This window comes from Helicobacter pylori (genome assembly GCF_011175115.1).
Classification (GTDB): Bacteria; Campylobacterota; Campylobacteria; order Campylobacterales; family Helicobacteraceae; genus Helicobacter; species Helicobacter pylori_DF.
In genome coordinates, this window is sequence record NZ_SHOW01000001.1 from 117757 (window position 1) to 143030 (window position 25274).

General features: G+C 38.3%; 21 protein-coding genes. 9 read left to right on the forward strand and 12 right to left on the reverse strand.

Annotation, left to right across the window (positions count from 1 at the left end; translation table 11 throughout):
• Positions 1 to 146 precede the first annotated feature (146 nt).
• Positions 147 to 1463, reverse strand: a complete 1317-nt coding sequence (gene csd4, locus EXS92_RS00585) for a DL-carboxypeptidase Csd4 (protein WP_165515151.1) — start codon at positions 1461 to 1463, stop codon at positions 147 to 149.
• A gap of 135 nt (positions 1464 to 1598) precedes the next feature.
• Here csd4 and EXS92_RS00590 point away from each other — a divergent pair, with 135 nt between their 5' ends.
• Positions 1599 to 2114: a flagellar FLiS export co-chaperone gene (locus EXS92_RS00590; RefSeq protein ID WP_165515153.1), complete on the forward strand. Its 516-nt coding sequence runs from the start codon at positions 1599 to 1601 to the stop codon at positions 2112 to 2114.
• Between the two features lie 3 nt (positions 2115 to 2117).
• Here EXS92_RS00590 and EXS92_RS00595 read toward each other — a convergent pair whose 3' ends face one another.
• The 8 genes from EXS92_RS00595 to pyrB form a co-directional block, all read right to left on the reverse strand.
• Positions 2118 to 3113 (reverse strand): HoxN/HupN/NixA family nickel/cobalt transporter, encoded by a 996-nt coding sequence (locus EXS92_RS00595; protein WP_165515155.1) that lies wholly within the window; start codon positions 3111 to 3113, stop codon positions 2118 to 2120.
• 57 nt (positions 3114 to 3170) lie between these two features.
• Positions 3171 to 3857 (reverse strand): DUF3226 domain-containing protein, encoded by a 687-nt coding sequence (locus EXS92_RS00600; protein WP_165515158.1) that lies wholly within the window; start codon positions 3855 to 3857, stop codon positions 3171 to 3173.
• Entirely contained in the window at positions 3850 to 4995 is a 1146-nt protein-coding gene (locus EXS92_RS00605; protein ID WP_165515160.1) for an ATP/GTP phosphatase, read from the reverse strand. The genes EXS92_RS00600 and EXS92_RS00605 overlap by 8 nt, the downstream gene beginning before the upstream one ends.
• 132 nt (positions 4996 to 5127) lie before the next feature.
• Complete coding sequence (locus tag EXS92_RS00610; protein ID WP_165515162.1) at positions 5128 to 5697, reverse strand: restriction endonuclease; 570 nt, start codon at positions 5695 to 5697, stop codon at positions 5128 to 5130.
• 3 nt (positions 5698 to 5700) lie between these two features.
• Positions 5701 to 6324 carry a neuraminyllactose-binding hemagglutinin family protein gene (locus tag EXS92_RS00615; protein ID WP_165515164.1) on the reverse strand — a complete coding sequence of 208 codons (624 nt, stop codon included), beginning with the start codon at positions 6322 to 6324 and terminating at the stop codon, positions 5701 to 5703.
• A complete protein-coding gene (locus tag EXS92_RS00620; protein ID WP_165515166.1) occupies positions 6318 to 7973 on the reverse strand; it encodes an ABC transporter ATP-binding protein in 1656 nt (551 codons plus the stop codon). The genes EXS92_RS00615 and EXS92_RS00620 overlap by 7 nt, the downstream gene beginning before the upstream one ends.
• A 90-nt stretch (positions 7974 to 8063) precedes the next feature.
• Positions 8064 to 9503 carry an outer membrane beta-barrel protein HofB gene (hofB, locus tag EXS92_RS00625; RefSeq protein WP_165515168.1) on the reverse strand — a complete coding sequence of 480 codons (1440 nt, stop codon included), beginning with the start codon at positions 9501 to 9503 and terminating at the stop codon, positions 8064 to 8066.
• Between the two features lie 299 nt (positions 9504 to 9802).
• A complete protein-coding gene (gene pyrB / locus EXS92_RS00630) occupies positions 9803 to 10726 on the reverse strand; it encodes an aspartate carbamoyltransferase (protein ID WP_165515169.1) in 924 nt (307 codons plus the stop codon).
• A 66-nt stretch (positions 10727 to 10792) separates the two neighbouring features.
• Between pyrB and EXS92_RS00635 the strand changes: the two genes are divergently transcribed.
• The 8 genes from EXS92_RS00635 (at position 10793) to EXS92_RS00670 (ending at position 21978) form a co-directional block, all read left to right on the forward strand.
• Positions 10793 to 11308 carry a hypothetical protein gene (locus tag EXS92_RS00635; RefSeq protein WP_000523513.1) on the forward strand — a complete coding sequence of 172 codons (516 nt, stop codon included), beginning with the start codon at positions 10793 to 10795 and terminating at the stop codon, positions 11306 to 11308.
• Positions 11308 to 12015, forward strand: a complete 708-nt coding sequence (tlyA, locus tag EXS92_RS00640) for a 23S rRNA (cytidine-2'-O)-methyltransferase TlyA (RefSeq protein WP_165515171.1) — start codon at positions 11308 to 11310, stop codon at positions 12013 to 12015. Before EXS92_RS00635 ends, tlyA begins: the two co-directional genes overlap by 1 nt.
• A complete protein-coding gene (locus tag EXS92_RS00645; protein WP_207625100.1) occupies positions 11981 to 12823 on the forward strand; it encodes a bifunctional riboflavin kinase/FAD synthetase in 843 nt (280 codons plus the stop codon). The genes tlyA and EXS92_RS00645 overlap by 35 nt, the downstream gene beginning before the upstream one ends.
• Positions 12824 to 12869: 46 nt before the next feature.
• Positions 12870 to 14795 (forward strand): transketolase, encoded by a 1926-nt coding sequence (gene tkt / locus EXS92_RS00650; protein ID WP_165515173.1) that lies wholly within the window; start codon positions 12870 to 12872, stop codon positions 14793 to 14795.
• Positions 14792 to 17128 (forward strand): ATP-dependent deoxyribonuclease AddB, encoded by a 2337-nt coding sequence (gene addB / locus EXS92_RS00655; protein ID WP_165515175.1) that lies wholly within the window; start codon positions 14792 to 14794, stop codon positions 17126 to 17128. The genes tkt and addB overlap by 4 nt, the downstream gene beginning before the upstream one ends.
• Complete coding sequence (locus EXS92_RS00660; protein ID WP_165515178.1) at positions 17125 to 19665, forward strand: DNA translocase FtsK; 2541 nt, start codon at positions 17125 to 17127, stop codon at positions 19663 to 19665. Before addB ends, EXS92_RS00660 begins: the two co-directional genes overlap by 4 nt.
• 167 nt (positions 19666 to 19832) lie before the next feature.
• A complete protein-coding gene (locus tag EXS92_RS00665) occupies positions 19833 to 21113 on the forward strand; it encodes an MFS transporter (RefSeq protein WP_165515180.1) in 1281 nt (426 codons plus the stop codon).
• Between the two features lie 55 nt (positions 21114 to 21168).
• Complete coding sequence (locus tag EXS92_RS00670; RefSeq protein WP_165515183.1) at positions 21169 to 21978, forward strand: flagellar hook-basal body protein; 810 nt, start codon at positions 21169 to 21171, stop codon at positions 21976 to 21978.
• A gap of 484 nt (positions 21979 to 22462) precedes the next feature.
• Here the strand turns inward: EXS92_RS00670 and EXS92_RS00675 are convergent, their stop codons facing one another.
• From EXS92_RS00675 to lepA, 3 genes are read right to left on the reverse strand one after another with little or no spacing between them, the layout of a single operon-like run.
• Positions 22463 to 22699 carry a hypothetical protein gene (locus tag EXS92_RS00675; protein WP_165515185.1) on the reverse strand — a complete coding sequence of 79 codons (237 nt, stop codon included), beginning with the start codon at positions 22697 to 22699 and terminating at the stop codon, positions 22463 to 22465.
• Positions 22700 to 22701: 2 nt separating this feature from the next.
• Positions 22702 to 23460 carry a protein NO VEIN domain-containing protein gene (locus EXS92_RS00680; protein WP_079298377.1) on the reverse strand — a complete coding sequence of 253 codons (759 nt, stop codon included), beginning with the start codon at positions 23458 to 23460 and terminating at the stop codon, positions 22702 to 22704.
• Positions 23461 to 23474: 14 nt separating this feature from the next.
• Positions 23475 to 25265, reverse strand: coding sequence for a translation elongation factor 4 (lepA, locus tag EXS92_RS00685; protein WP_165515532.1), 1791 nt, complete (start codon positions 25263 to 25265; stop codon positions 23475 to 23477).
• Between the last annotated feature and the right edge of the window lie 9 nt (positions 25266 to 25274).

A 25274-nucleotide genomic window follows, 5' to 3' on the forward strand; every position in this document is an offset into this window, starting at 1 on the left:
ATTTTGCATAGCCTCTTTGTTAAGTCAGGTAATGATAAATAAAGATTTCTAATGTCTGGCATGACTATCCTTTATTTGCGGCTATCATATTTTATCAGGCGTTGCTTTAAAACGCTATGAGCTCTTTTGGCAAGATTCACCCATTCCTACACAAATTTCACTAAGATCATCCCGCTAAACGCGTTGTTTTTGTAAAATTCTATGCGATAGATCCTTTCTTGCTTGTCCAGTGAAAAGCGTTTTTGAAAATCTTTAAATTTAATCGTATAGCCCGTTTCATTAGGCTTACTTTCATTAGAAACGCTAAAACCAATCACATTCGCACGGATATTGTCCATAGCATGGATATAAAAACTCTCTTTCACTTCAATCACGCTCCCTATCTTAACCATTTGATCCTTATTGTCAATTTGCATTTTCACTTCTTCTAAAGAATGATCAAACTCTATGTAAAAGGGCGATAATCGTGTCATGAGCTTGTTGCCGTATTTTAAAAACACTTCTTGCTTGTTTTTGACTAGCCCTACAATGTAAGCGTTGCTCTCTATGGGGATTTGTGGGATTTTAGTGTTGCTAGGTAAAGGGAAATGATTGAGTTTAGGACGTAAGTTAAAAAGGGGCATTTTAGGCAGAGAGCCGATTCTTGCCCATAAGCTTTTATCGTTGATTAAGGCATGCACGCTGTTAGGGTTAAGCTCAAAATCGCGCTTAAAAGGGATATTGAGCTGATTGAGTAAGCCCTCAATGGCTTGCAAATGGTAAAACACCCTTGATTCTAGTGGGAGTTCTTTGCTGGCTTCATTGGCAAAAGCGCTCTTTTTTTGGTTGATCGCATAAAAAGTTAGGGCTTTTTGCATTTCTGTATCGCCTTGAGCAGTGTGCGTGTTTTTTAAATGGTATTTTTCAATGGGGCGCAATAGATGGGCGTTAATATTCTCAATCGTATTGTTAGCAAAGGCAAGCAAATTAGGGAATTTCGCCCCCTTAACCTCATCTTGATCAATGATAAAGCAATTCCCCCAACGCTTAGGATTGAGCATCGCATCAATATAAACAGGGCGATAATACCCACCGCCATCATGCAAATGCAAGACAGCATCCACGCTAGGCTTTGCAATCAAGGATTTGATTTCTTGGATAGTGGGGTATTCAGGGTCATTCTTGTCTAAAGCGGCGAATTTGCGGTTCATATCCCCATACAAGCCCCTATGATTTCTTAACATGGAAGGCTTATTCAATACCGGAACCACTTCCACCAAGCCTTTTAAAACGCTATAGTGCATTAAAAACAAATTAGTCGCATTAAACCCTCCAGGCTCATCGCCTTGAATCCCTGCTAAAAGCAACAAATGGGGGGCTTTGTCTCTATCCTCTACATTTGTAGGGGCTTTTTCTATCGTTTCTATCGCATGCAAAAACACCCAAGAATACAAGCCCCACACCAAAAGCCATATTTTTTTCATCCAATCTCTCTACTCTTTGAAACTAAAAGATCGCTAATTATACCTAAAAACCTTTTTAAGGGTGTTTTTTAAAGTTTCTATGAAAAAGGAACGAAAAATGCTTGTGAATGATCAATTCTATTTAAAAGGTTTTTTATGGATATTTTAAAAACTCTTCAAAAGCATTTGGGCGATGTTGAAACAAGCGATTTCAAAACCAATGCGATAGAAAAATCCCAACAAATCGCTAAATTCAGTAGAGACATGAAAAATATAAACGAGAGCGTTGGGGCGTTACAAGTCTTGCAAATCGCTTGCAAAAAGCTTTTCAATAAGAGCATGGGTTTAGAAGATAAAGACGCTTTGCAAGCTTCTATCATCAAACAAGAATTGCAAGAAATTGTAAAAAATTGCCAGTTTTTAGCCTCCCCTTTGTTTGACACTCAGCTCAACATTGCCATTAACGATGAAGTTTTTTCCATGATTGTGGATAATCCTTTGGATTTATTGGAAAATGTGGGCGGTTTTCAAGCTTATTTGGAAGAAAAATTAAACGAAATTAAGGAATTATTAGGTTATTTGAGCGAAAGCCTTTCAAACCCTAAAGCCTTTACGCCAAGTTTTTCAAATAAAAGCCTTAAAGATTTGTTGAGCGATAACTTGAGGGCTTAAAATCTAGCCTTCTAATTTAGAAAATTTGATTTTCCATAAGAAGAATGAGCCTAAAAACGCTATCACAAATAAGCCCACCAAGTAATAGCCCAAGTCTGTAAATTCCAAGCCTTGTAGGGCGCTTAAAAGGCGGTTTTCAAATTTTAAATGGAGTTTCTCGCTAACAACTTGAAAAAGCTCAATCAACCCAATAAAAAGCGCGATAAATACGCTTAAGGCGGTGATGGAGATGTTATAGTAGATTTTCCTTAAAGGGGTTTTGAACGCCCAATCATACGCCTTGAGCATGAACGCCCCATCTAAAGTGTCAAACAAACTCATGCCAGCGGCAAAAAGAATGGGTAAAGAGAGCATGCCCACCACACTCACTTTAATCGCGCTGCTAGAGAGAGCCAAAAGCGCGATTTCACTAGCGGTATCAAAGCCTAGCCCAAAAAGAAAACCCACAGGATAAATGTGCCACGACTTGGAAACGAAATTAAACAAGGGCTTAAAAAAGCGGTTGAGTAAGCCCCTACTCGTTAAAAGCCGTTCAATCTCTTCGTTTTGTTGCCGGCTCAAGCTTTCATTAGAATGCGATTTTTTGAAGATTTTTAATAGATCTATTAAAATAATCGCATTCAATAGCCCTATAATGAGCAAAAAAAGCCCAGAAACTAAAGTCCCCACTACCCCCCCTATTTCTTCTAGCATCGGCGTGTGCTCTTTAGCCCAAGCGATCGCAAACGCGCTGATGATGGTCATTAAAATCACCACGCTTGAATGCCCCATAGAAAAGTAAAACCCCACACCATAGGCGTTTTTGCCTTGTTGGGTGAGCTTTCTAATGGTGTTGTCTATGCAAGCGATGTGATCCGCATCAAACGCATGTTTTGCCCCTAGCATGTAAGCCATAGACGCCGCCGCATAAAACGAAGCGTTATTAGCCATAAAAAGTAACGCTAAACCCAATGCATGCAAGAACACAATCGCCAAAAAATAGGGAAACCACAATTTCATAACGCGCCTTTTTGTAAAAATAATATTTTTTGAATGATTGTAATATATTTTGTTAAATTAGAAAAGATTTGTTTTTTGTTTATTTTCTGCAAATTGCCCTAAAAAATTTTTAAGGGGAATGAGAGATTTTGAGTTAAAATCAATCGCTTCTTTTAGTTTTTCATATTCTTCTTTGTATTTTTCCTTTATTTTACCTTTACTATCAAAAATATCTAAATTCTCTAATCCAAGTGCTTCTAAATAGGCATGCCACTTACTTTTTCTTATGTTCTTAATCGGTTTATAATATTCTTTACTTTTAATGCATTCTAAGTATCCTTCAAAGCATTTAAGAAATTCATCGTGTTTAGCAATTTCTAATAATAGGGTTTCTAAATCGCCATCATCTTGATTGTTAGGGAATAAAAAGATTTGTTCTTTTGGAAAATCAATCCCTTTTTCTTTGAATTCTTTACGAATATGCTTAAGCTTGTTATCAAAACCTGCATCTCTTTCTTGGTTCTCTTTTTTTATGTCTGCATCAAAAATAATGCACACTTGTCTATATTCTTGGTTTTTATTCTTTAAAATATTCTCGATTCTTTTACAAAATTCATCTGAGAATAATTTATCTTTACCTTCTACATGGATTATATCAAAATGAGCTTGATCAAAATGATCTTCATTTTTCCAAACATCAAGACACCAACTTAGAAATTTTTTATCACTTTCTCCTTCTGTATAAATGAGTGTCTTTTTACTCATAATTATTTTCCTTAAACCTTTCTTTACCTCCAAAAAGATTGGCACCATTCTTGAAATAAAGAGATAAATTTTCTCCATAATAAGGCTCTGCAACGATTAAATCATCGTATTGTTCTAAGCAAAACAACTTAGTTTGATGTGCAAAATCCTTTTCTTTGATAACTTGATTTAAAATTTCTATAAATTCTTGGTTGTGGGTAGTCATAAACACTTGCAAATTACCATCTTTGTTGTCGTTGATAAAATCAATAACACACCTTAATAATAATTTCATGCGAGAAAAGTGTAAGCCATTCTCTACTTCATCAATATAAATCGTTTTTGCGTTATCAACCATAAAAACACTTACAATATACAAATATTTCTTCAAACCATCGCCAAATACAGATAGTGGGACTTTTTCTTTGATATTTTTCACTTTTAATTTGAGTTGGTTGTTGGTGTTAAAGCTAATAGATTGGATATTGTTATCAAATTGATTAAGATGTTTATTTAATTCTTCTTCTAATTGGTTGTTACTGCAAATTTTACTCACCGCTTGAATCATATGAGCTTGCCTGTAAACAACATCGCTAGGTATTATGGTAGCGCTTTCAAAGGGTAAAAGTTTTTGCAATTGATTAGGATCAAAATTCTTAAATTGCCTGTTGTAGCCTGACTGATTAGGAATTGGTGGGAAATTAGGAACTTTAGCAATATTTAAATGATCGTTATAGATTTCTTCATTATTTTTTTTAAGAGTGAAATTAAGCTGAGAGGGCATTTGAGTTTGTTCTGCTGTAGGTATTATTTGCGACTCTATTACCTTTTGGTTTTCACTGGCTATGAATTTTATTTGCAAGTCCAAGGTCTGATTGTTGTCTAAAGTTGTAACAATTTGTATTTCTTCCTTAGTGTCTAAACCATAAAACATTAAGCTTTTTGATTCTGATGTTAAAGGCTCTTTGCGTATATTGTCATAAATTTCTAATACATTAGTGCATGGGTGCATGGATTTACCTACCAAATAATACAACGCTTCTAACAAATTGGATTTGCCCGCATTGTTTTGGCCGGTGATAATATTAAGTTTGGTAAAACCATCAATTTGAGTGTCCTTAAAAGTCTTAAAATTTTTAATGCGAACAGATTGAATCATCGAACCCCTTTATCCAAACAAAAATTGATGCTAAATTTTCATATTATAACGCATGCGATTACGAAAAAATTTAATAGGAAATAAATAAGAAATCATAAAAATAAAAACATTATATAAATTATCCTATTTGGATTAGTTTTTCCCACCCAAAAATTTGACCCATTCGTCTCTATCAATCAAAAGCACTCCGTTAGCTTGAGCCAGTTTTTGAGCGGCCTGCGTGAAGTAGCTGTTGGTGATCACGCAAGCTTTTTCGCAAGCGTAGTAAGCTTTAGAAGAGACCACCTCTTGAATGGCTTTGGGCGAAACTTTATGCGAGTAGCGTTTAGCTTGAACCGCCCATTTGACGCCATCTTTTTCTACAATCAAATCCGCTCCATAATCGCCGCTTTTTTGAGTGATTGTAACTTCAAAACCCTTTGAAGTGAAAAAGATTTTGGAATATTCTTCAAATTCAAAGCCGTTCATGGCGTCTATTTTTTGCAAAATGCGTTTGAGTTGGCGCTTCTTATACGAAGAGATAACGCCTTGAAAAAGCACTAATATTGAAAAAACGCCAAGAATTGACAACAATTTTAAAAGCAAGTCATTAGCTGAAGTAGCTAATTTCAATTCTAAGGCTTTTTCCAATAAAACATGCCAAATTAAATAAATCCCTACTGAAAACAAAATGACAAAAATAAAGAATAAAATCTTTTTCATGCCTTAAAGCCACTCTGCATTTTCTATAGCGTTCAAACGCTTTTCTAAACCCTCCATAAGAGAATAGTAAGCCTTATTAAGGGCTTTGATTAAAGCGTTATGATAGGATTTGTCTTCTTGGGGAAAAAGAGAGGGGTTATCGCCCAAACGATTGGCGTAATAAACAGGCACGCTGAAAACGGTGGGGATCAAAAGGGTGTCAAACGGGCAAGCGGTTTGCGGGACGCATTCTAAAATCAAGCTCGCTTGAAGGTTTAAAAAACGCATGACGGATTTTGGGTCAGCGTTAGGCTCAATCGTCTTTTTAAGCCTTTCTTTAATGGCTTTTAAATCTTTAGGACTCTCTTCAAAAGAAAAAAAAACATTGCCTGAAACATTGAAAGTGAAAGCGCTTTTATCTTTTAAAAAATAAGCGATTTGCTGGGCGAGTGCTTTTTTAAATTCTTTTTGGTAAAAGGGCGGCACAAAATGGGCGTTAAAAAAGATTTTAGGGAGGGTTAAAGTGGAAGCGGTTTTTAAAGCACTATTTTTGGGGTAATTTTTATATTTTAAATGCAGAGTCGTTTTGTTGAAAAACTGACACCCTAGTAAAATAAAAACAACACCAACGCTTAAAACCCTTAGCATTCTGTCAAACGCCCATGCTCTAATTTCACATGCTTAGTGGCTAATTTTAGCGTGCTTGGGTTGTGCGAGATGAGAATAATCAAGCGGTTTTGTTTCAATTCTAAAATGCTTTGTTTAACGCTCTCTTCTGTGTTGTTGTCCAAAGCGGAAGTGGCTTCATCAAAGATTAAAACTTGAGCGTCTTTATACAAAGCTCTTGCAATGGCGATCCTTTGGCGTTGCCCGCCGCTAAGGTTAGTGCCAAATTCATCTAAAACGCTTTCTATCCCATGAGGCATTTTTTCCACAAAATCTAAGGCTTGGGCTTTTTTTAGGCATTCTTTGATCTTTATTTCATCAATTTCTAAGCCATACGCCACATTTTCAGCCACGCTCCCGTTAAAGATAAACACCCTTTGAGTGACAACGCTAATCTTTTCCCTCAAGGATTTTTGAGTGATGCTCTCTATTTTTTGATCATTGATGAAAATTTCGCCCTTGCTTGGCTCATAAAGGCGCAAGATTAAATTCACTAACGAGCTTTTACCGCTCCCGCTTTCGCCTTTTAAAGCGATGATTTCATTTTGCTGGAATTTCAAACTAATATCGCTTAAAACATAACGCTCTTGATCTTCTAGCGCATAAGCCAGCCATACCTCTTTAAATTCTATGGTGTGTATGGCGTCATCCAGCGTCAATTCCCCATCAATAATGACCGGCTCTCTTTCTAAAATCTCATGGATCCTATCGCTAGCGACTAAGGCTTCTTGAAAATTAGAAACAATCCTAGTTAGGCGTTTGATCGGCGTATAAAGCATAAAAAGGGCCGTGATGAAAGAAAAAAACGCCCCCACGCTAATATGACCCTTAATGACTTCATTCCCCCCTAAATAGATCACTAACGCTATCGCAATAGAGCCTAAAAATTCCATTAAAGGCGAAGAAATTTCAGCCACGGCGATGTTTTTGATACCGATTTTAAAAAACGCTTCATTTTCTTTCACAAAAGCCTTATGCTCTAATTTTTCGCCATTAGAGATTTTAATCGCTTCCACATTGTTAAAGACTTCGCTCAAACGAGCGGTGATTTTGGCGTTGCTCTCTTGGTGGGCTTTAGCGAGTTTTTTAACCTTACGAATGATTTTACTGATAGGAACGGCCGCTAGTGGCATGATCACTAGCCCCACTAGCGCTAATTTAGGGCTTTGATAGATCACCACCCCCACTAATCCAATAATCGTTAGCCCTTCTCTTAGGCTCTCTGAAAGGTAATTGGACAAACTCGCTCTGATCAAACCTATATCATTGGTGATCCTTGCGATCAATTCGCCCTTTTTAGTCTTGTTAAAAAAATCCATTTCCATTTTGAGAAGGCTTTCTAACATGGCGTTGCGTATTTTTTTGACAATATCAAGCCCAATAAAGTTAGTGAAATAAGTGCCAACATAGATGCCCCCACTCTTACCCAAATACGCCAAAATCACTAAAAAAGGTAGGATTTTGAGCATGTGAGTGTCTTTATTGATAAAAATTTCATCTAAAGTGGGCTTGACCAAATAAGTCCCCCAAGCCGTGCTTAAAGCCACCACTAAAGAAGAAAATAAAACCACTATAAAACTTTTATAATGCTCTTTAAGATATTTAGAATAACGCTTGAAAAAGAGTTTCAAATGCTTAACCTTTGGATTTGATTGAACTCTTATTATAGTGTTTTTATTAGGGGATTTTTAACGCTTTAATAAACAGCTTAAAGCGATTGATTAGAATTTAGCGCTAATGGTTGTCATCAAATGGCTCCTGTCTGAATAAAGCGCTTTAGAGCTGGGCGTGGGCCTGTAACTCCCCACCGTAAAGCCTGAATGCGTCATCACGCCCAAATATTCTAATTTCACGCTCGCTGTCAAACTCTTACTGATCTTATAGCCCACATTAACAGCCGCGCTCGCTTCATTGGCTAAAGCGCCGCTAGTCCAACGCCACAAAGTCCCCCACAGCCATTTTTTATGCACGCCCCCACCAAAAACCCAGCCAGAGACGGCATCAGCGGTTACCACATGGCTTAAGGCTTGCCCTATATCATAAACGCTATTGGTCCAAAAATCAATGCCTAGAGGGTTTCCTGTCGTGCCTATGTAAGCGTTTGCGTTTTTCCACACTTTATAAAACGCTCCCCCAAAATTAAATTCATTGTAATCAAATCGTTGCCTAATGAGCAGGCTTTGCCCGGCAGTACCCGCTTTCACAGCGTAACGATAAGTATCCCTTTTAAGGGGGGCATGGACAGGGAGCAAAATGTAAGCTTTTGTTTCTGATCTAAAGCCCACGCCATCAAAATTAGGGTTACTATCATAGCCTACAACCACCCCAGGGCTATAATAAGTCCCGGGCGAAAATTGGAAAAAAGGGCTGACGCTAACTCCTTTCCTTTCGTAAGTGTAATCCACTAAATGGATACCATAATTTAAAGTGCGCCCGTTTTTAATCACGGTTCTTGGAGAGTAAAAATCATAAATCCACTCCCCATAAGCGAACGCCCTACCCCATGAGCTAAACCACCATAATTTGTGGCTTCCTTCATTTTTATCCTTGACTTTAGCGCTGATTTCAAAACCTTGCGTGTAAGCGCTCATGTAAGGAGCGCTAGATTGGTAACGCCCCCCTTTAGCTAAAAAAATATCCTTATAGCGGTATTCTAAAAAAGCGTTATTCATCAAGTAATTACGGCGGATCTTATTGGCTCTAGCGTTCCCGCACGCTATAGAATCAATCACCTTGCCATCAGATCCAAGCGCGCACTCATGGATACTTGTGCCATCCAGCAAGGCCCTTTTACCCCCTAAATAGCCATCCCAATAACCGATGTAATTATAAATAACCGATCCGCCTTGATTGAATTTCGTGCTGTCATAAGCAATCCCACCGATTGTGCCACCGACTTTTCCCTCTAAAACATGCCCTTGATCTTTAAGGCCTTTGGATAAAAAATCCGCATAGATATTGCCCTGCCCTACAGCGGTTACAAAAGTCTCTGTAGGATAAATCCCCCTAGAAATATCAATCTTTTTTTTATTAAAGCCAACTTTAGAAAAGGACTCCGCCAAAACTTCAATTTTATAATCAAACGCTTGCAAAGAAGCGTTCAAACTCAAAACGTATAACCCACAAAAAACTTTATTCTTTAAAAGCGTGCTATTTTTCATTTTTTCCCTTTTAATAGCCAATACATCTTAAAGATTATGACTTAAAGACTATACAATTGATCTAAAAACAAAGAAGCGTAATCAAGTTATTTATTTACTTTAATTAACTCAACTATTTTAGATTATAACGAAATTTTTTTAGTTTCATCATAAAATGAGATAGAGTAAATCAAAATTTAATCAAAGTGGGATTTTTGCACTATTTTACAACCAAACTCATTTTCTTCATACAAAAACTCTTGTGAAACTCTTATATTGATTTTAAACAATGCTAAAAGCCTTTTTTAAGTTTTTAAAACTTAATTTATTAATAAAAACTCCAACACCGCCATGCGCATCGCCACGCCATTTTTGACTTGCTCTAAAACTTTAGATCGCTTGTCTTCTAACACCGCGCTTTCTATATCAATATCCCTATGCACCGGGCCTGGGTGTAAAATAATGACCTCTTTATTTTTAGCGTGATCATCTAGGCGTTTTTGGGTGATGCAATAAGCGTTGCCGTAATCTTTCAAGCTCGCAAAAATGGGCGCGTTGTGCCGTTCGGTTTGGGTCCTCAAACTCATTAAAATGTCAGCAAATCCTATCGCTTCTTCAACGTTATGCGTCGTTTTTAAAGAAACGCTAGGGAGCATGGAGCTTGGAGCGCACAGCATGATCTCAAGCCCTAGTCTTTGGAGCAATTTAATGTTACTATTAGCCACTCTTGAATTTTTCACATCGCCTATGAAAGCGATTTTCTTCCCTTTTAGATTTTCCAAACTGCCAAAATGCCGATAAAGGGTGAGCAAGTCTAATAAGGCTTGGGTAGGGTGAGCGCTTGTGCCGCTTCCTGCGTTAATCAAGGGGCATTGTGAAAATTCAGCCAATTTAAAAGGCGTGCTTGAAAAAGCATGCCGTGTGATGATAGCGTCAGGCTGCATGGCATGGATATTTTTAAAAGTGTCTATCAGAGTTTCACCCTTTGAAGTGGAGCTCGTTTGCATGTTTAATTTCACTATTTTTGCCCCTAACCTCAAGCTTGCGATTTCAAAACTAGACACCGTTCTGGTGGAATTTTCAAAAAATAAAGCCACGATGATTTTATTGTGCATTTTTTCTTTCGTTTCTAAAGATACGGCGTTAAAATCGTTCGCATAAACGCTCGCTTTGTTCAATAAAAGCTTGATTTCATCCAAGCTTAAATCGCTGGTTTGGAGCAAGTGTCGGCATTTTTTTGGCATAAAACCCCCTTTTAGTTATAATATAGATTTTATTTTAGCTAAAAATGGCATGGGTTTTAGCAAGGAATGGGCTTGAAAAATCTCTCAATACTTCTGGTGTTTTTATTCTTTTGTTTGGGGTGTGTGAGCAATTTTAATGAAGACACTTACACGCTAGACTTAGTTTTAGAAAAAAAGATCCAAGCCAGCAGGAAAGGCGAAATCACCCAAGATAATGTGCCTATTATCACGGCTATCGCTACGCATTTAAACGATGTGGATAGCGGCACTTACTACGATCATGAGTATTTTTTAGTGGAGATTTTCACGCAAAATAACGACTGGATAGATGATGGCTATATTTCTTATGAACTTTTTGGCACAAAACCTACAGGCTCAGAGCCTTTATGGGTGCGAGAAATCACAAGAGATGAATTTGATGGCATTTTAGAAACCACGAACAGGTGGAGTCGAGCCTTTTTGCTCGCTTTTGACAAATTGGATTATTTAGCGGTGCAAGAAGCCAAACTAGAGCTTGATGCCTATAGTTTAGGCAAAATTGTTTTTAATTTCGCTTACCAAGTCCCCTTACCTCAATTTTAATGCGCCTAGATTACGCCCTATTCAACCAGCATTTAGCAAATAGCAGAGAAAAAGCTAAAGCGTTGGTTTTAAAAAATCAGGTTTTAGTCAATAAAATGGTGGTTTCTAAACCCTCTTTTATCGTTAAAGAGGGTGATCAAATTGAACTCATCGCTCCCAATCTATTCGTTAGCAGGGCTGGGGAAAAATTAGGGGCTTTTTTAGAAGATCATTTTATAGATTTTAAAGAAAAGGTTGTTTTAGACGTGGGAGCGAGTAAGGGGGGCTTTAGTCAAGTGGCTCTTTTAAAAGGGGCTAAAAAGGTGCTTTGCGTGGATGTGGGGAAAATGCAATTAGATGAAAGTTTGAAAAACGACCAACGCATAGAATGTTATGAAGAATGCGATATTAGAGGGTTTAAAACGCCAGAAACAATTGATTTAGCGCTTTGTGATGTGAGCTTTATTTCTTTATATTGTATTTTAGAAGCGATTTTGCCTTTAAGCGGTGAATTTTTAGCGCTTTTCAAACCGCAATTTGAAGTGGGCAAAGCAGTAAAACGCAATAAAAAGGGGGTAGTGATGGATAAAGAAGCCATTTTGAACGCTTTAGAAAACTTTAAAAACCATTTAAAAACAAAGGATTTTCAAATTTTAACGATCCAAGAAAGCTTAGTGAAAGGGAAAAACGGGAATGTTGAATTTTTTATCCATTTCAAGCGAACCTGAGATTAAAAGCCTAGCTATCGGTAAATTTGATGGCTTGCATTTAGGGCATCAAGCCCTTTTTAAGGAATTAAAAGATCCCAAAGCCCTTTTAATCATAGAAAAAAAACATTACACTAAAGGCTATTTAACCCCCCTAAAATACCGCACTAAACTCGTGGGCATGCCTTTATTTTTTGTGTATTTAGAAGAGATTTCACAATTAAACGCCCTAGATTTTTTAGAACTTTTAAAAAAGAAATTCCCCAACTTAGAACGCCTGGTCGTGGGTTATGATTTCAGGTTTGGGCATGGGAGACAAAATGACGCTTTATTTTTAAAAGAGCGTTTTGAAAAAACCATTATTGTGCCTGAAGTGAAAGTCCAAAACATTAGCGTGCATTCTAAGATGATCAAACTAGCTCTAAGTCATGGCGACTTACTTTTAGCTAACAAGCTCTTAGGCCGATATTATGAAGTGTGTGGGGAAGTCATTAGCGATCAAGGTTTAGGGCATAAAGAATTAGCGCCTACTTTAAATATCAAAACCAAAGATTTTATCCTCCCTAGCTTTGGGGTGTATGCGAGTTTAGTGAGAATAAAAGATCAAATTTATCAAAAAAGCGTGAGTTTTATAGGCGATCGCTTAAGCACGGATCAACATTTCGCCATAGAATGCCATGCAATTGACACTATCATAGAAAACCCGCCTAAAGAAATCGCTTTGCGTTGGGTTCAAAAAATACGAGACAACAAGCGTTTTAATTCTTTAAAAGAGCTTAAAAATCAGATCCAACAAGACATCTTAATGGCCAAAGAGATTTTGAGATAATTTGTGTTAAAATGGCTCTTAAAAACCTTAAAAATGGAAAAATTTGATGCGATTGAGTAACGCTGACTTAGAACGATTAAAAAGCATGGCGAACACGCTTCGCTTTTTGTGCGCGGACATGATAGATAAGGCTAATAGCGGGCATCCGGGCGTGTGCTTGGGGCTAGCTGATGTGATGGTGGTTTTAAGTTTGCATCTCAACACTAACCCCACTAACCCTAAATGGCTCAATAGGGACAGGTTGGTTTTTAGCGGAGGGCATGCGAGCGCGTTAGCGTATAGTTTGTTGCATTTGTGGGGCTTTGATTTGAGCCTAGAAGATTTAAAGCGTTTCAGGCAATTACACTCTAAAACCCCAGGACACCCCGAATTACACCACACCGAAGGCATTGAAATCACGACAGGCCCTTTGGGGCAAGGTTTTGCTAACGCTGTGGGTTTTAGCATGGCGAGCCAATACGCTCAAACCCTTTTAGATAAAGAAGCGATTTCTCATAAAGTCTATTGCTTGTGTGGGGATGGGGATTTGCAAGAAGGCATTAGTTATGAGAGCGCTTCTTTAGCTGGGCACCTTCGCCTTGATAACCTCATCGTGATTTATGATAGTAATCAGATAAGCATTGAAGGTGCTATTAATATTAGTTTTAGCGAACAGGTTAAAACACGCTTTTTAGCGCAAAATTGGGAAGTTCTAGAATGCGATGGGCATGACTATCAAGCGATTTATGATGCTTTAGAAGAAGCCAAAAAATCCCATAAACCCACGCTTTTAATCGCTCATACGATTATTGGTAAGGGGGCTGTTGGCTTAGAGGGGAGTGAAAAAACGCATGGCTCGCCTTTAAATAAAGAAGTGTTAAAACAATCCAAAGAAAACGCTCAAATCAATCCTAGTGAAAGCTTTATCATTAGCCCAAAAAACAAAATGCATTTTGAAGAAGTGAAAGTTAGGGGCGTTAGTTTAGAAGCCTTATGGGAAAAATCCTTAAGCCCTAAAACAAAAGAAAAAATCCATGCGTTAAAGGATTTTGATTTTAGCGCCATCCATTACCCCACCTTTAAAAAAGGCGAATCTTTAGCCACGAGAGTGAGTAACGGCATGATTTTAAACGCTATCGCTAAAGAATGCGAGGGCTTTTTAGGGGGGAGCGCGGATTTAGCCCCCTCTAACAACACGCAATTAAAACACTCTGGCGATTTCCCTTTAGGGCAAAACTTGCATTTTGGGATCAGAGAGCATGCCATGGGGGCTATCACTAACGCTTTAGCGGCGTATGGCTTGTTTGTGCCTTTTTGCGCGACCTTTTTTGTGTTTAGCGATTACTTGATGCCCAGCATTCGTTTGAGCGCTTTAATGAAACTGAAAGCCCTTTTTATCTTCACGCATGACAGCATTGGTGTGGGCGAAGACGGAGCCACGCACCAACCCATAGAGCAATTGAGCCATTTGCGCGCTTTGCCCAACTTCTATGCTTTCAGGCCTAGCGATGCTTTTGAAAATACCGCTTGCATGCAAATAGCGTTAAATTTGAACGCTCCTAGTGGGCTTATTTTATCACGACAGAATTTACCCGTGCTTGATGAGGTTTCTAAAGAGCAGGTTTTAAAAGGGGCGTATGTTAAACACCATTCTAAAGATCCCATTATCACGCTCGTTGCGAGCGGGAGCGAGGTGTCTTTGGCTTTAGAGAGCGCTAAAATTTTAGAGCGAGAAAACATCCCCACTCAAGTGGTGAGCGCGCCTTGCTTTGATTTATTGATAGAGCAAGATGAAAGCTATCTTAAAGAACTCTTTAAGGGTAAGGTTTTAGTGGTTGAAGCGAGCCGTGCGATAGAGTGGTATCGTTTTGCGGATAAAATCATTGGCATGGATTCTTTTGGGAGCTCAGCAAAGGGCGATAAACTCTTTGAAAAATTTGGCTTTAGCGTTGAAAACATTACCGCTCAAGCGAAAAGATTACTCAACGCATGAACTTAGAAAAACTTTTTTTAGAAAAAACCCCCTTGTTTGTTTTTAGCTCCACTAGGCGTTTAAAACATTTCTATTTAGAGCAAGGCGAAGGGTTTTTGCCTAGCGCAATGAGCATGGGGAGTTTTTTTGAACAGGCTTTTTACATCCCTAATAAAAAGAAAATCCCTAAAAACGCGCGCCAAATCTTAATGATAGACACCATTAAAGCCATCGCTAAAGAAAAAAAATCCATTCTTGAAGGGCTTTTGCTTTTTGAAAACAGCTTTTTAGGGTATTTGGAAAGCACTTCTTTTTTGTTTGATTTGTTTGATGAGTTAAGTTCTGCTTATATCAAACTCAATGAGCTTTCTTCTAAAGACATTTACTTGGATTATGAAAAGCATTTAGAAGTCTTAGAAATGATTTATGACCGCTACATTAAAAAACTAGAAGAATTAGGCTTTTACGACAAAATCATGCAAGAAAAGCCCGCCATTTTAAAAGAATTTTTTGAGCATTTTTCCTCCATTGAATGGCATTTAGATGGCTTTATGAGCGTTTTTGAAAGGCAATGCCTATTAGAAGTGGCCGAATTAGTGCCTATCACTTTACACCTGTCATGCGATAAATACAATCAAAAATTCTTGGAATTTCTCAATCTCAAATTAGAGACAGATTGCGATTATTCCATTGATTTTAAAACCCAAAAGATCCTTTCTCAAACTTTTAATGATCAAAAAATAGAGCCAAAGCTTTATGCTAACTCCAGTTATTTAAAACAAGGTGCTTTAGTTTTACAAACCATAGAAGAGTATTTGCAAAAAGATAACGACCCTAATAAAATGGCGATCATCACGCCTAATGCGGATTTTTTACCTTTTTTAAAACTCTTAGACAAAAACAACAATTTGAATTTCGCTATGGGCTTAGGGGCTAAAAACAGCCCTTATTATACAGAGCTTGTAAAAATCTTAGAAGATTTACAAACAAGCGATTTTAATTTAAGCGGATCTGCTCTATTAGATTTAGAAAATATTACCCTTGCGCTTTTAGAACAACAAAGCTCTAAAGAAAAAGTGCCCTTGAAAGAAGCGCATTCTCAAATCATGCACCAGTATCATCTTCTAAAAGACACGCTTCAAAACTACAGCCTTAAAGATTTATTGCATTTGTATTTGCAAGAATTTGAAGCCAACTTCCGCTTAGACGATTCTAGTGGAGGCAAAATACGAGTCATGGACACTTTAGAGACAAGGGGCATGCAATTTGATAAAATCGTTATTGTAGATTTCAATGAAACTTGCGTGCCAAGCCTTAAAGATTGCGATTTGTTTTTGAACTCTGCTTTAAGGAAATCGCTCAACCTCCCCACTTTATTGGATAAGAAAAATTTGCAAAAACACTATTACTACCAGCTCTTTAAAAACTCTAAAGAAATAACGCTTTCTTATATAGAGAGCGAAACTTCAAAAGTCTCTAATATGCTTTTGGAATTAAATTTGCATATAGAGCCTATCAAAGACGCTTACACACTTTTTGCACCAAGTCCTTTAAAAGACTACCAAGAAGAAGAAATCAAAGCCGCTATCCCTAAAGATTTTAGCTTTAGCGCTAGCTCATTGAACGCTTTTTTAACTTGCAAGCGCCGTTTTTATTACCATTACATTAAACGCTTCAAAGAAAGCCCTAAAGATGAAAATAATAGTGCTGTGGGCAGTTTGCTCCATGAACTTTTAAAAGAATCTTATGAAAAAGACAAAAACCCCTATGCATTAGAAGAGAGGCTTATTTGGCTCTTAGAAACAAGAGAAAACATTACCCCTAAAGAGCGTTTAGACACTCTTGTAGCGCTCAAAAAAATCCAAGCTTTTTATCTTAAAGAAAAAGAACGCTTTAAGGCAAAAATCAAAATCCTTGATCTTGAAAAAAGCTTTGAAACAACCATTCAAGGCGTTGCGTTTAAAGGTCGCATAGACAGGATTGACAAAACGGCTGACAATGAGATTATTTTATTGGATTACAAATTCAAAAGCGATTTGAAATTAGACAACATGAGTAAAACACAAAGAAGAGGCTTAAGCCCCATAGAAATCGCTCAAATCAGCACCGATTATCAAATGGCCATCTACGCGTTTGCCCTTAAAAATCTGGGTTATAAAGAGCCTATAAAAGCCTTTTTTTATGACTTAAGAAAGGGCGAGTTGCTAGAAGAAGACGAGCTTATTTTACAGGCTAAAATGGATCATTTGGAATTTTCTCTTATCCCCAAGCTCAAACAAGAAATTGATTTTGAAAAAACTTTAGAAGTTAAAGATTGTGAGTATTGCTCTTTTAAAGACATGTGCAACCGATGAAATCTAAAAAACTTTATTTGGCTTTAATCATAGGGGTTTTATTAGCGTTTTTAACCCTATCTTCATGGCTGGGTAATAGCGGTTTAGTGGGGCGTTTTGGGGTATGGTTTGCCGCACTCAATAAAAAATATTTTGGGTATCTTTCATTCATTAATTTACCCTATTTAGCGTGGGTTTTATTCCTTTTATACAAGACTAAAAACCCTTTTACAGAAATCGTTTTAGAAAAAACTTTAGGGCATCTATTAGGCATTTTATCTTTGCTCTTTTTACAATCTAGCCTGTTGAATCAAGGGGAAATCGGCAACAGCGCGCGTTTGTTTTTACACCCTTTTATAGGGGACTTTGGGCTTTATGCACTGATAATGCTTATGGTAGTTATTTCTTATTTGATTTTATTCAAATTGCCCCCTAAAAGCGTTTTTTACCCTTATATAAACAAGACACAAAGCCTTTTAAAAGAGATTTACAAACAATGCTTACAGGCTTTTAGCCCTAATTTTAGCCCAAAAAAAGAGGGTTTTGAAAACACCCCATCAGATTCTCAAAAAAAAGAAACCAAAAACGAAAAAGAAAACCTTAAAGAAAACCTTATTGATGAAAACCACAAAACCCCTAACGAAGAATCGTTTCTAGCGATCCCTACCCCCTATAACACGACTTTAAACGATCTAGAGCCGCAAGAAGGCTTAGTCCAAATTTCCCCAAACCCCCCCACTCATTACACCATTTACCCTAAAAAAAACCGATTTGATGATTTGACTAACCCCACTTTAAAAAAAACCCAACAAGAAACCAAAGAAAGAGAACCCATGCCTAAACAAGAAACTCTTACGCCCGCCACGCCCAAACCTATCATGCCCGCACCTGCACCCAACACAGAAAATGACAACAAAACAGAAAACCAAAAAACCCCCAACCACCCTAAAAAAGAAGAAAGCCCACAAGAAAACGTGCAAGAAGAAATGATAGAAGAAACGATACAAGAAAATCTCAAAGAAGAAGAAAAAGAAACGCAAAACGCTCCAAACTTTAGCCCACTAACCCCCACCAGCGCTAAAAAATCCGTTATGGTTAAAGAATTGAGCGAAAATAAAGAGATATTAGACGGGTTGGATTATGGCGAAGTGCAAAAACCCAAAGATTATGAGCTTCCCACAACGCAATTATTGAATGCGGTTTGTTTGAAGGACACTTCTTTAGACGAAAACGAGATTGACCAAAAAATCCAGGATCTATTGAGCAAGCTGCGCACCTTTAAAATTGATGGCGATATTATCCGCACTTATTCAGGCCCTATTGTAACCACTTTTGAATTCCGCCCAGCCCCTAATGTTAAGGTGAGTCGCATTTTAGGCTTGAGCGATGATTTAGCGATGACTTTATGCGCTGAATCCATCCGCATTCAAGCCCCCATTAAGGGTAAAGATGTCGTTGGCATTGAAATCCCTAACAGCCAAAGCCAAATTATTTATTTAAGAGAAATTTTAGAGAGCGAATTGTTTCAAAAATCCAGCTCGCCCTTAACCCTAGCTTTAGGCAAAGACATTGTGGGTAACCCTTTCATCACGGATTTAAAAAAGCTCCCCCACTTGCTCATCGCTGGCACAACAGGAAGCGGTAAGAGCGTGGGCGTGAATGCGATGATCTTATCCTTACTTTATAAAAACCCCCCCGATCAACTCAAATTAGTGATGATCGATCCCAAAATGGTAGAATTTAGCATTTATGCGGACATTCCTCATTTGCTCACGCCCATTATCACCGACCCTAAAAAAGCTATCGGGGCTTTGCAAAGCGTGGCTAAAGAAATGGAACGCCGGTATTCTTTAATGAGCGAATACAAGGTTAAAACCATTGATTCTTATAATGAACAAGCCCCAAGTAACGGCGTTGAAGCGTTCCCCTATTTGATTGTGGTGATTGATGAATTAGCGGATCTCATGATGACAGGGGGCAAGGAAGCGGAGTTTCCTATCGCTAGGATCGCTCAAATGGGGCGCGCGAGCGGCTTGCACCTCATTGTAGCGACCCAACGCCCAAGCGTGGATGTCGTAACCGGCTTGATTAAAACCAACTTGCCTTCAAGGGTGAGTTTTAGGGTAGGTACTAAGATTGATTCTAAAGTGATTTTAGACACCGATGGGGCGCAAAGCTTGTTAGGAAGGGGCGATATGCTCTTTACCCCCCCAGGAACAAACGGGTTAGTGCGCTTACATGCCCCCTTTGCCACTGAAGATGAAATCAAAAAAATCGTGGATTTTATTAAAGCCCAAAAAGAAGTGCAATACGATAAAGATTTCTTGCTAGAAGAATCGCGCATGCCTTTAGACACCCCTAACTATCAAGGCGATGACATTCTAGAAAGGGCTAAAGCGGTGATTTTAGAAAAAAAGATCACTTCTACGAGTTTTTTACAACGCCAATTAAAAATCGGCTACAACCAAGCCGCTACCATTACTGACGAATTAGAAGCTCAAGGCTTTTTATCCCCAAGAAACGCCAAAGGCAACAGAGAGATTTTGCAAAACTTTTAGGCTTTGTTTTCATTGAATGTTGGCAATAAAAACATTATTTTTAATTTTTAAAAAACTTTTCTCAATGATACAAACGATACCAACCTTCCATCTATTAATCAAATATTATCTGTGGTTTCCCTAACTCCTAGTAAAATTACCTAAAAATTTCATATTCAAGGATAGCCATGAGTCCCCAGATTCAACCCGCCACCAAAAAACCCTTAAAATCCCTTTTAGCCGCTAGTTCCGGTAATTTAGTGGAATGGTATGACTTTTACGCTTATGCGTTCTTAGCGCCTTATTTCGCTAAGGAATTTACCCACACGAACGACCCCACTTTAGCACTAATCTCAGCTTTTTTGGTTTTCATGCTAGGGTTTTTCATGCGCCCTTTGGGGAGTTTGTTTTTTGGTAAATTGGGGGATAAAAAGGGGCGTAAAACTTCTATGGTGTATTCCATTATCCTTATGGTGCTAGGCTCTTTTTTGCTCGCATTGCTCCCCACTAAAGAAATCGTAGGGGAATGGGCGTTCTTGTTTTTATTATTAGCTAGGCTTTTACAAGGCTTTAGCGTTGGAGGAGAATACGGCGTGGTCGCTACTTACCTCTCTGAATTAGGCAAGAATGGTAAAAAAGGTTTTTATGGCTCTTTTCAATATGTAACTTTAGTGGGAGGGCAACTCTTAGCTATTTTTTCGCTCTTTATCGTTGAAAACATTTACACGCATGAGCAAATCAGCGCGTTCGCTTGGCGTTATTTGTTCGCTTTAGGGGGTATATTAGCCTTGCTCTCGCTCTTTTTAAGAAATATCATGGAAGAAACCATGGATAGCAAAACAACTTCCAAAACCATTATTAAAGAAGAAAGAGGCAGTTTAAAGGAATTGCTCCACCATAAAAAAGCCTTAATAATAGTCTTTGGGCTAACTATGGGAGGGAGTTTGTGTTTTTATACTTTTACGGTGTATTTAAAAATCTTTTTAACCAACAGCTCATCATTCAGCTCTAAAGAAAGCAGTTTTATCATGCTTTTAGCGCTCTCTTATTTTATCTTCTTACAACCCTTATGCGGGATGCTGGCTGATAAAATCAAGCGCACCCAAATGCTGATGGTTTTTGCTATCGCAGGGCTTATTGTAACGCCCGTTGTCTTTTATGGCATCAAGCATGCTAGTGGCGTGTATGAAGCCCTATTTTATGAAATGCTTGCATTGAGCGCGATGAGTTTTTACACTTGCATTGCTGGGGTCGTTAAAGCGGAATTATTCCCTGAACATGTGCGAGCGCTTGGCGTGGGTTTAGCCTATGCAATTGCAAATGCGCTTTTTGGAGGGAGCGCGAGTTATGCAGCGTTGCAATTCAAACAACATGGTTTTGAATGGGGGTTTGTGGGCTATGTCATGTTTAGTATTGTTATCTTTATGGTTATGGTTATCCTATTCCCTAAAAAAACCTATTTGGAATAAATCCTGGTTTTTATTTAATTTTTGCTATAATTTTTCCTTTTAAAAGGATTCTTGTATGCAGAATGGGTATTATGCAGCCACAGGAGCTATGGCGACACAATTTAACCGCTTGGATTTAACCTCTAATAATTTGGCTAATTTAAACACCAATGGCTTTAAAAGAGACGATGCGGTTACAGGCGATTTTTTAAGGCTTTACCAACAATACCGAGAGCAACTGCCCTTAGAAGATCAAACTAAAGCGAGCGCGAAGTATTTAAACCGCAATCTCAATCGTGTGCCTATCCTATCAGAAATCTATACCGATAGGAGTCTTGGTGCGTTTGAAGGGACGAATAACCCCCTAGATTTTGCCCTAACAAGCCCTAACCTCTATTTTGCGATACAAACTAATGAGGGCGTCGTTTATACCAGAGACGGGCATTTCAGCGTGGATAAAGACGGCTTTTTGGTAACCCTTAATGGCTTTAAGGTGCTTTCACGCTCTGGATTGAACGAAAAAGGAGGGATCATGCTCATGCCTGACGCTGAAATTGAAGTGGATCAAAATGGCGGAATCACTTTTAGGGATAATGAAGCCCAGATTCAAGCGGGCGCGTTGGCTTTAGTGAGTTTTAGCGAACCAAAAAACCTTAAAAAAATAGGGCAAAACCTTTATACCTATCAAGGCGAAGGCGTCCATCAAGTCTCTGACTCTGGCGCGTTAAGGCAATACATGCTAGAAAAAAGCAATGTCAATGCGGTGCGTGAGATGAGCGCTTTGATTGAAATCAACCGCTTTTTAGACATGTATTCTAAAGTGCTAAAAACCCATCAAGATGACATGAACGCTGAAGCGATCAACAAACTCGCCACAAAAGCTTAAACTTTTGGCGATTTTAAAATCCATAGGAGAGTTTTTACGATACCTTAACTCCCTAATAACGCTTTTTTAAAAGCCTTATTAATCTTTTTTGTATAGCATTAGTTTTAAAAGAGTTTAAAGAATTAAATGCCTTTTCTTTTGTAATCGCTTGCAAAGTAGACGGTAACGCAAGCTTCTCTTTATAGTTGCTAACTATTCAACAATAATTCAATTTTAATTATTTATTATTTCGTTTGTTGTTTAAAACGCTCTTTTTTGTGGTATTCTGTAAGCAAACGCCCCCATTTTTCTTGTTATGGTTCTTGTGTTTTAAGCTCGTTTGTGATAAGATCTAATCTCATTAAGGTTTGAGACGCTATAGCCGTTTCTGTAATGGTTAAAGAGTGTCGGCTTGGTCTCTAATTCCCTTAATGTTTTTATCGCCCCGTTAAAATCAAGCTTTTTTATTATCAATTTTCTTGCTCATGGATGTGATTTTATATTTTTACTCCAACGCCAAGTCAATCAAAATCTGCCAATTCTCTTTATAGTGTTGGAGTTGCGACAAGCTCTTTGTGTTGCCCCATTCTTGTATGTCTTCAATAGGGATAATATAGCATTCGCTCGTGCGAGTGTCTATCCCTAAAATCAAATCGCAATCTTTTTTGGTGTATTTGTAAATGCGTTTAAGAGCATTCCTATCAATTTGAACCCCACTCCTATAGCCCCCTGTAAAATTCAAAGTTATTTTATTTGCCCTATTAAATGGTATTCTAAAATGCTTTTTTGCTTCCTCTCGCATGCCTTAAATTCTAAATGCTTTAAGGGGTTAGCAATGGATAAAAGATGGGGTTTTTCACTTAAATTCAATACCACCACAAGCACATAATCATGGCTATAAGTTTGTGCTTGTTCGTATTCTTTTTGGGTCAATCTCAATGCCCCTTGCTTTTCTCTAATCCCCTTAACTTCCACTAAAAACGCCTGCTTGTTGGTTTGAATATAGAAATCATACCCATCGCCAAAAAGACGCATGTCTTTTAAACTCCCACAAGAAAACACTTCTATATTTTTATAGTGGTTTAAAAAATACAATTCGGCTTCTAAACCCGTTTCTTGCATGCTTTTATAGCGGGTTTTAAGGTAAGCGTTAGGGGTAATGCCTAAATCTTTGATTCCGTATTGTTCTTGCAAAAACAATTTCACAATATGGCTAAAACCTTTAGCGTCTTCATCTTTAAACAAACTATCAATCCATAATTTTCTATGGATATAGGCATCGCCTTTTTGCCACCAACCTTTGCGTTTGTTAGGAAAAAAATAATCAAATAAATCCATGCGATTTTTGATAACGCCAGTCGTGTCAGCTAGGCCAATTTGGACGCAATATTCAAAAAAAGCGTTTTTAGTAGAAAAGCCAAATTCTTTAATAAAGTCATTATCAAATTTTGCCAAAGCATAGCCTATGAGATTTAAAATTTCATAGTTCTTGTGTTTTGCCACAGAAGCTAAACGCCCTAATCAATCTTTAATATCGCTAAAAACGCTTCTTGGGGAAGCTCCACCTTACCGATAGCTTTCATGCGTTTCTTGCCCTCTTTTTGCTTTTCTAAGAGTTTTCTTTTTCGTGTAATATCGCCCCCATAGCACTTAGCCGTTACATTCTTACCGACAGATTTAATCGTCTCCCTGGCGATGATTTTATTCCCCACGCTCGCTTGGATAGCGACTTCAAAAAGCTGTCTTGGGATAAGCTCTTTCATCGTTTCCACTAAAGCGCGCCCCTTTTCATACGCCTTGTTTTTATCTATAATGATAGAAAGCGCATCCACCACATCGCCTGCCACCCTCACATCTAACTTCACCAAATGAGCCTCTCTGTTTTCTATAGGCTCATAATCAAAGCTCGCATACCCTTTCGTGCAAGATTTGAGCTTGTCATAAAAATCCATCACAATTTCATTGCTCGGCAAGGAATAAGTAAGCATGACACGAAACTGGTTTAAATATTCCATTTTTTCTTGAATGCCTCTTTTATTGTTCAATAACTGCATTAAATTACCCAAAAATTCACTCGGCGTGATGATCGTCGCCCTAACAAAAGGTTCTTTGATGCAAGCGATATGGTTTTCAGGGGGCAATTCGCTAGGGTTTTGGACGTATTTGATGCTATTATCCGTCAAATGCACTTCATACACCACCGTGGGAGCGGTAGCGATGAGGTTAAGGCCAAATTCCCTTTCCAGTCTTTCTTTGATCACTTCCATGTGCAATAACCCTAAAAAGCCCACCCTAAAGCCAAAGCCAAGTGCCACCGAGCTTTCAGGCTCAAAATTCAAAGCGCAATCGTTAAGCTGGAGTTTCAATAACGCTTCTCTTAAATCTTCAAACCGGTCCGTTTCTATAGGGTAAAGCCCCGCAAAAACAAAGGGTTTAGCCGGCATAAAGCCTTCAATGGGTTTAGGGGTAGGGTTTTTAGCGTCTGTGAGCGTATCACCCACCGCAATATCCGTAACGCTTTTTAGCCCCAAACTCACAATGCCAATCTCGCCACATTCTAAACTTTTGGTAGGGATTTTTTTCAAAGGGTTAGGATAATATAGCCCTAAAACGCCGTGTTTTTTACCCGTCCCCATCACTAAAATTTCTTGCTCGGTATTAATGCTCCCATTCATGATACGCACTAGTGCTAACGCCCCTAAATAATTGTCAAACCATGAATCATAAATGAGCGCTTTTAAGGGAGCGTTAGGATCACCGCTAGGGGCAGGAATGGTGGTAATGATTTTTTCTAACAAATCTTTAATGCCTAGCTTAGCTTTAGCGCTCACTTCATTAGCGCTAGAGCAATCAATCCCTATCGTGTCTTCTATATCCTGTTTGACTTCTAGAACATTCGCATTAGGCAAATCAATTTTATTAATCACCGGTAAAATCTCTAAATTGTTATCTAAAGCGATGTAAGTGTTTGCAATGGTTTGCGCTTCCACGCCTTGAGTGGCATCCACCACCAATAACGCCCCTTCACACGAACACAAAGAGCGAGACACTTCATAGCTAAAATCCACATGCCCTGGGGTGTCAATGAGGTTTAAAACGTAATCCTCCCCCTTAAAAGTGTAATTTAGGCGCACGCTTTGAGCCTTAATCGTAATGCCCCTTTCTTTTTCAATATCCATCGTGTCCATCACTTGGCTCGTCATCTCTCTGTTACTGATAGCGTTGCATTCAAAAATCAAACAATCCGCTAAAGTGCTTTTACCATGGTCAATGTGGGCGATAATGGAAAAATTGCGGATATTCTTCATTGGCGTAGG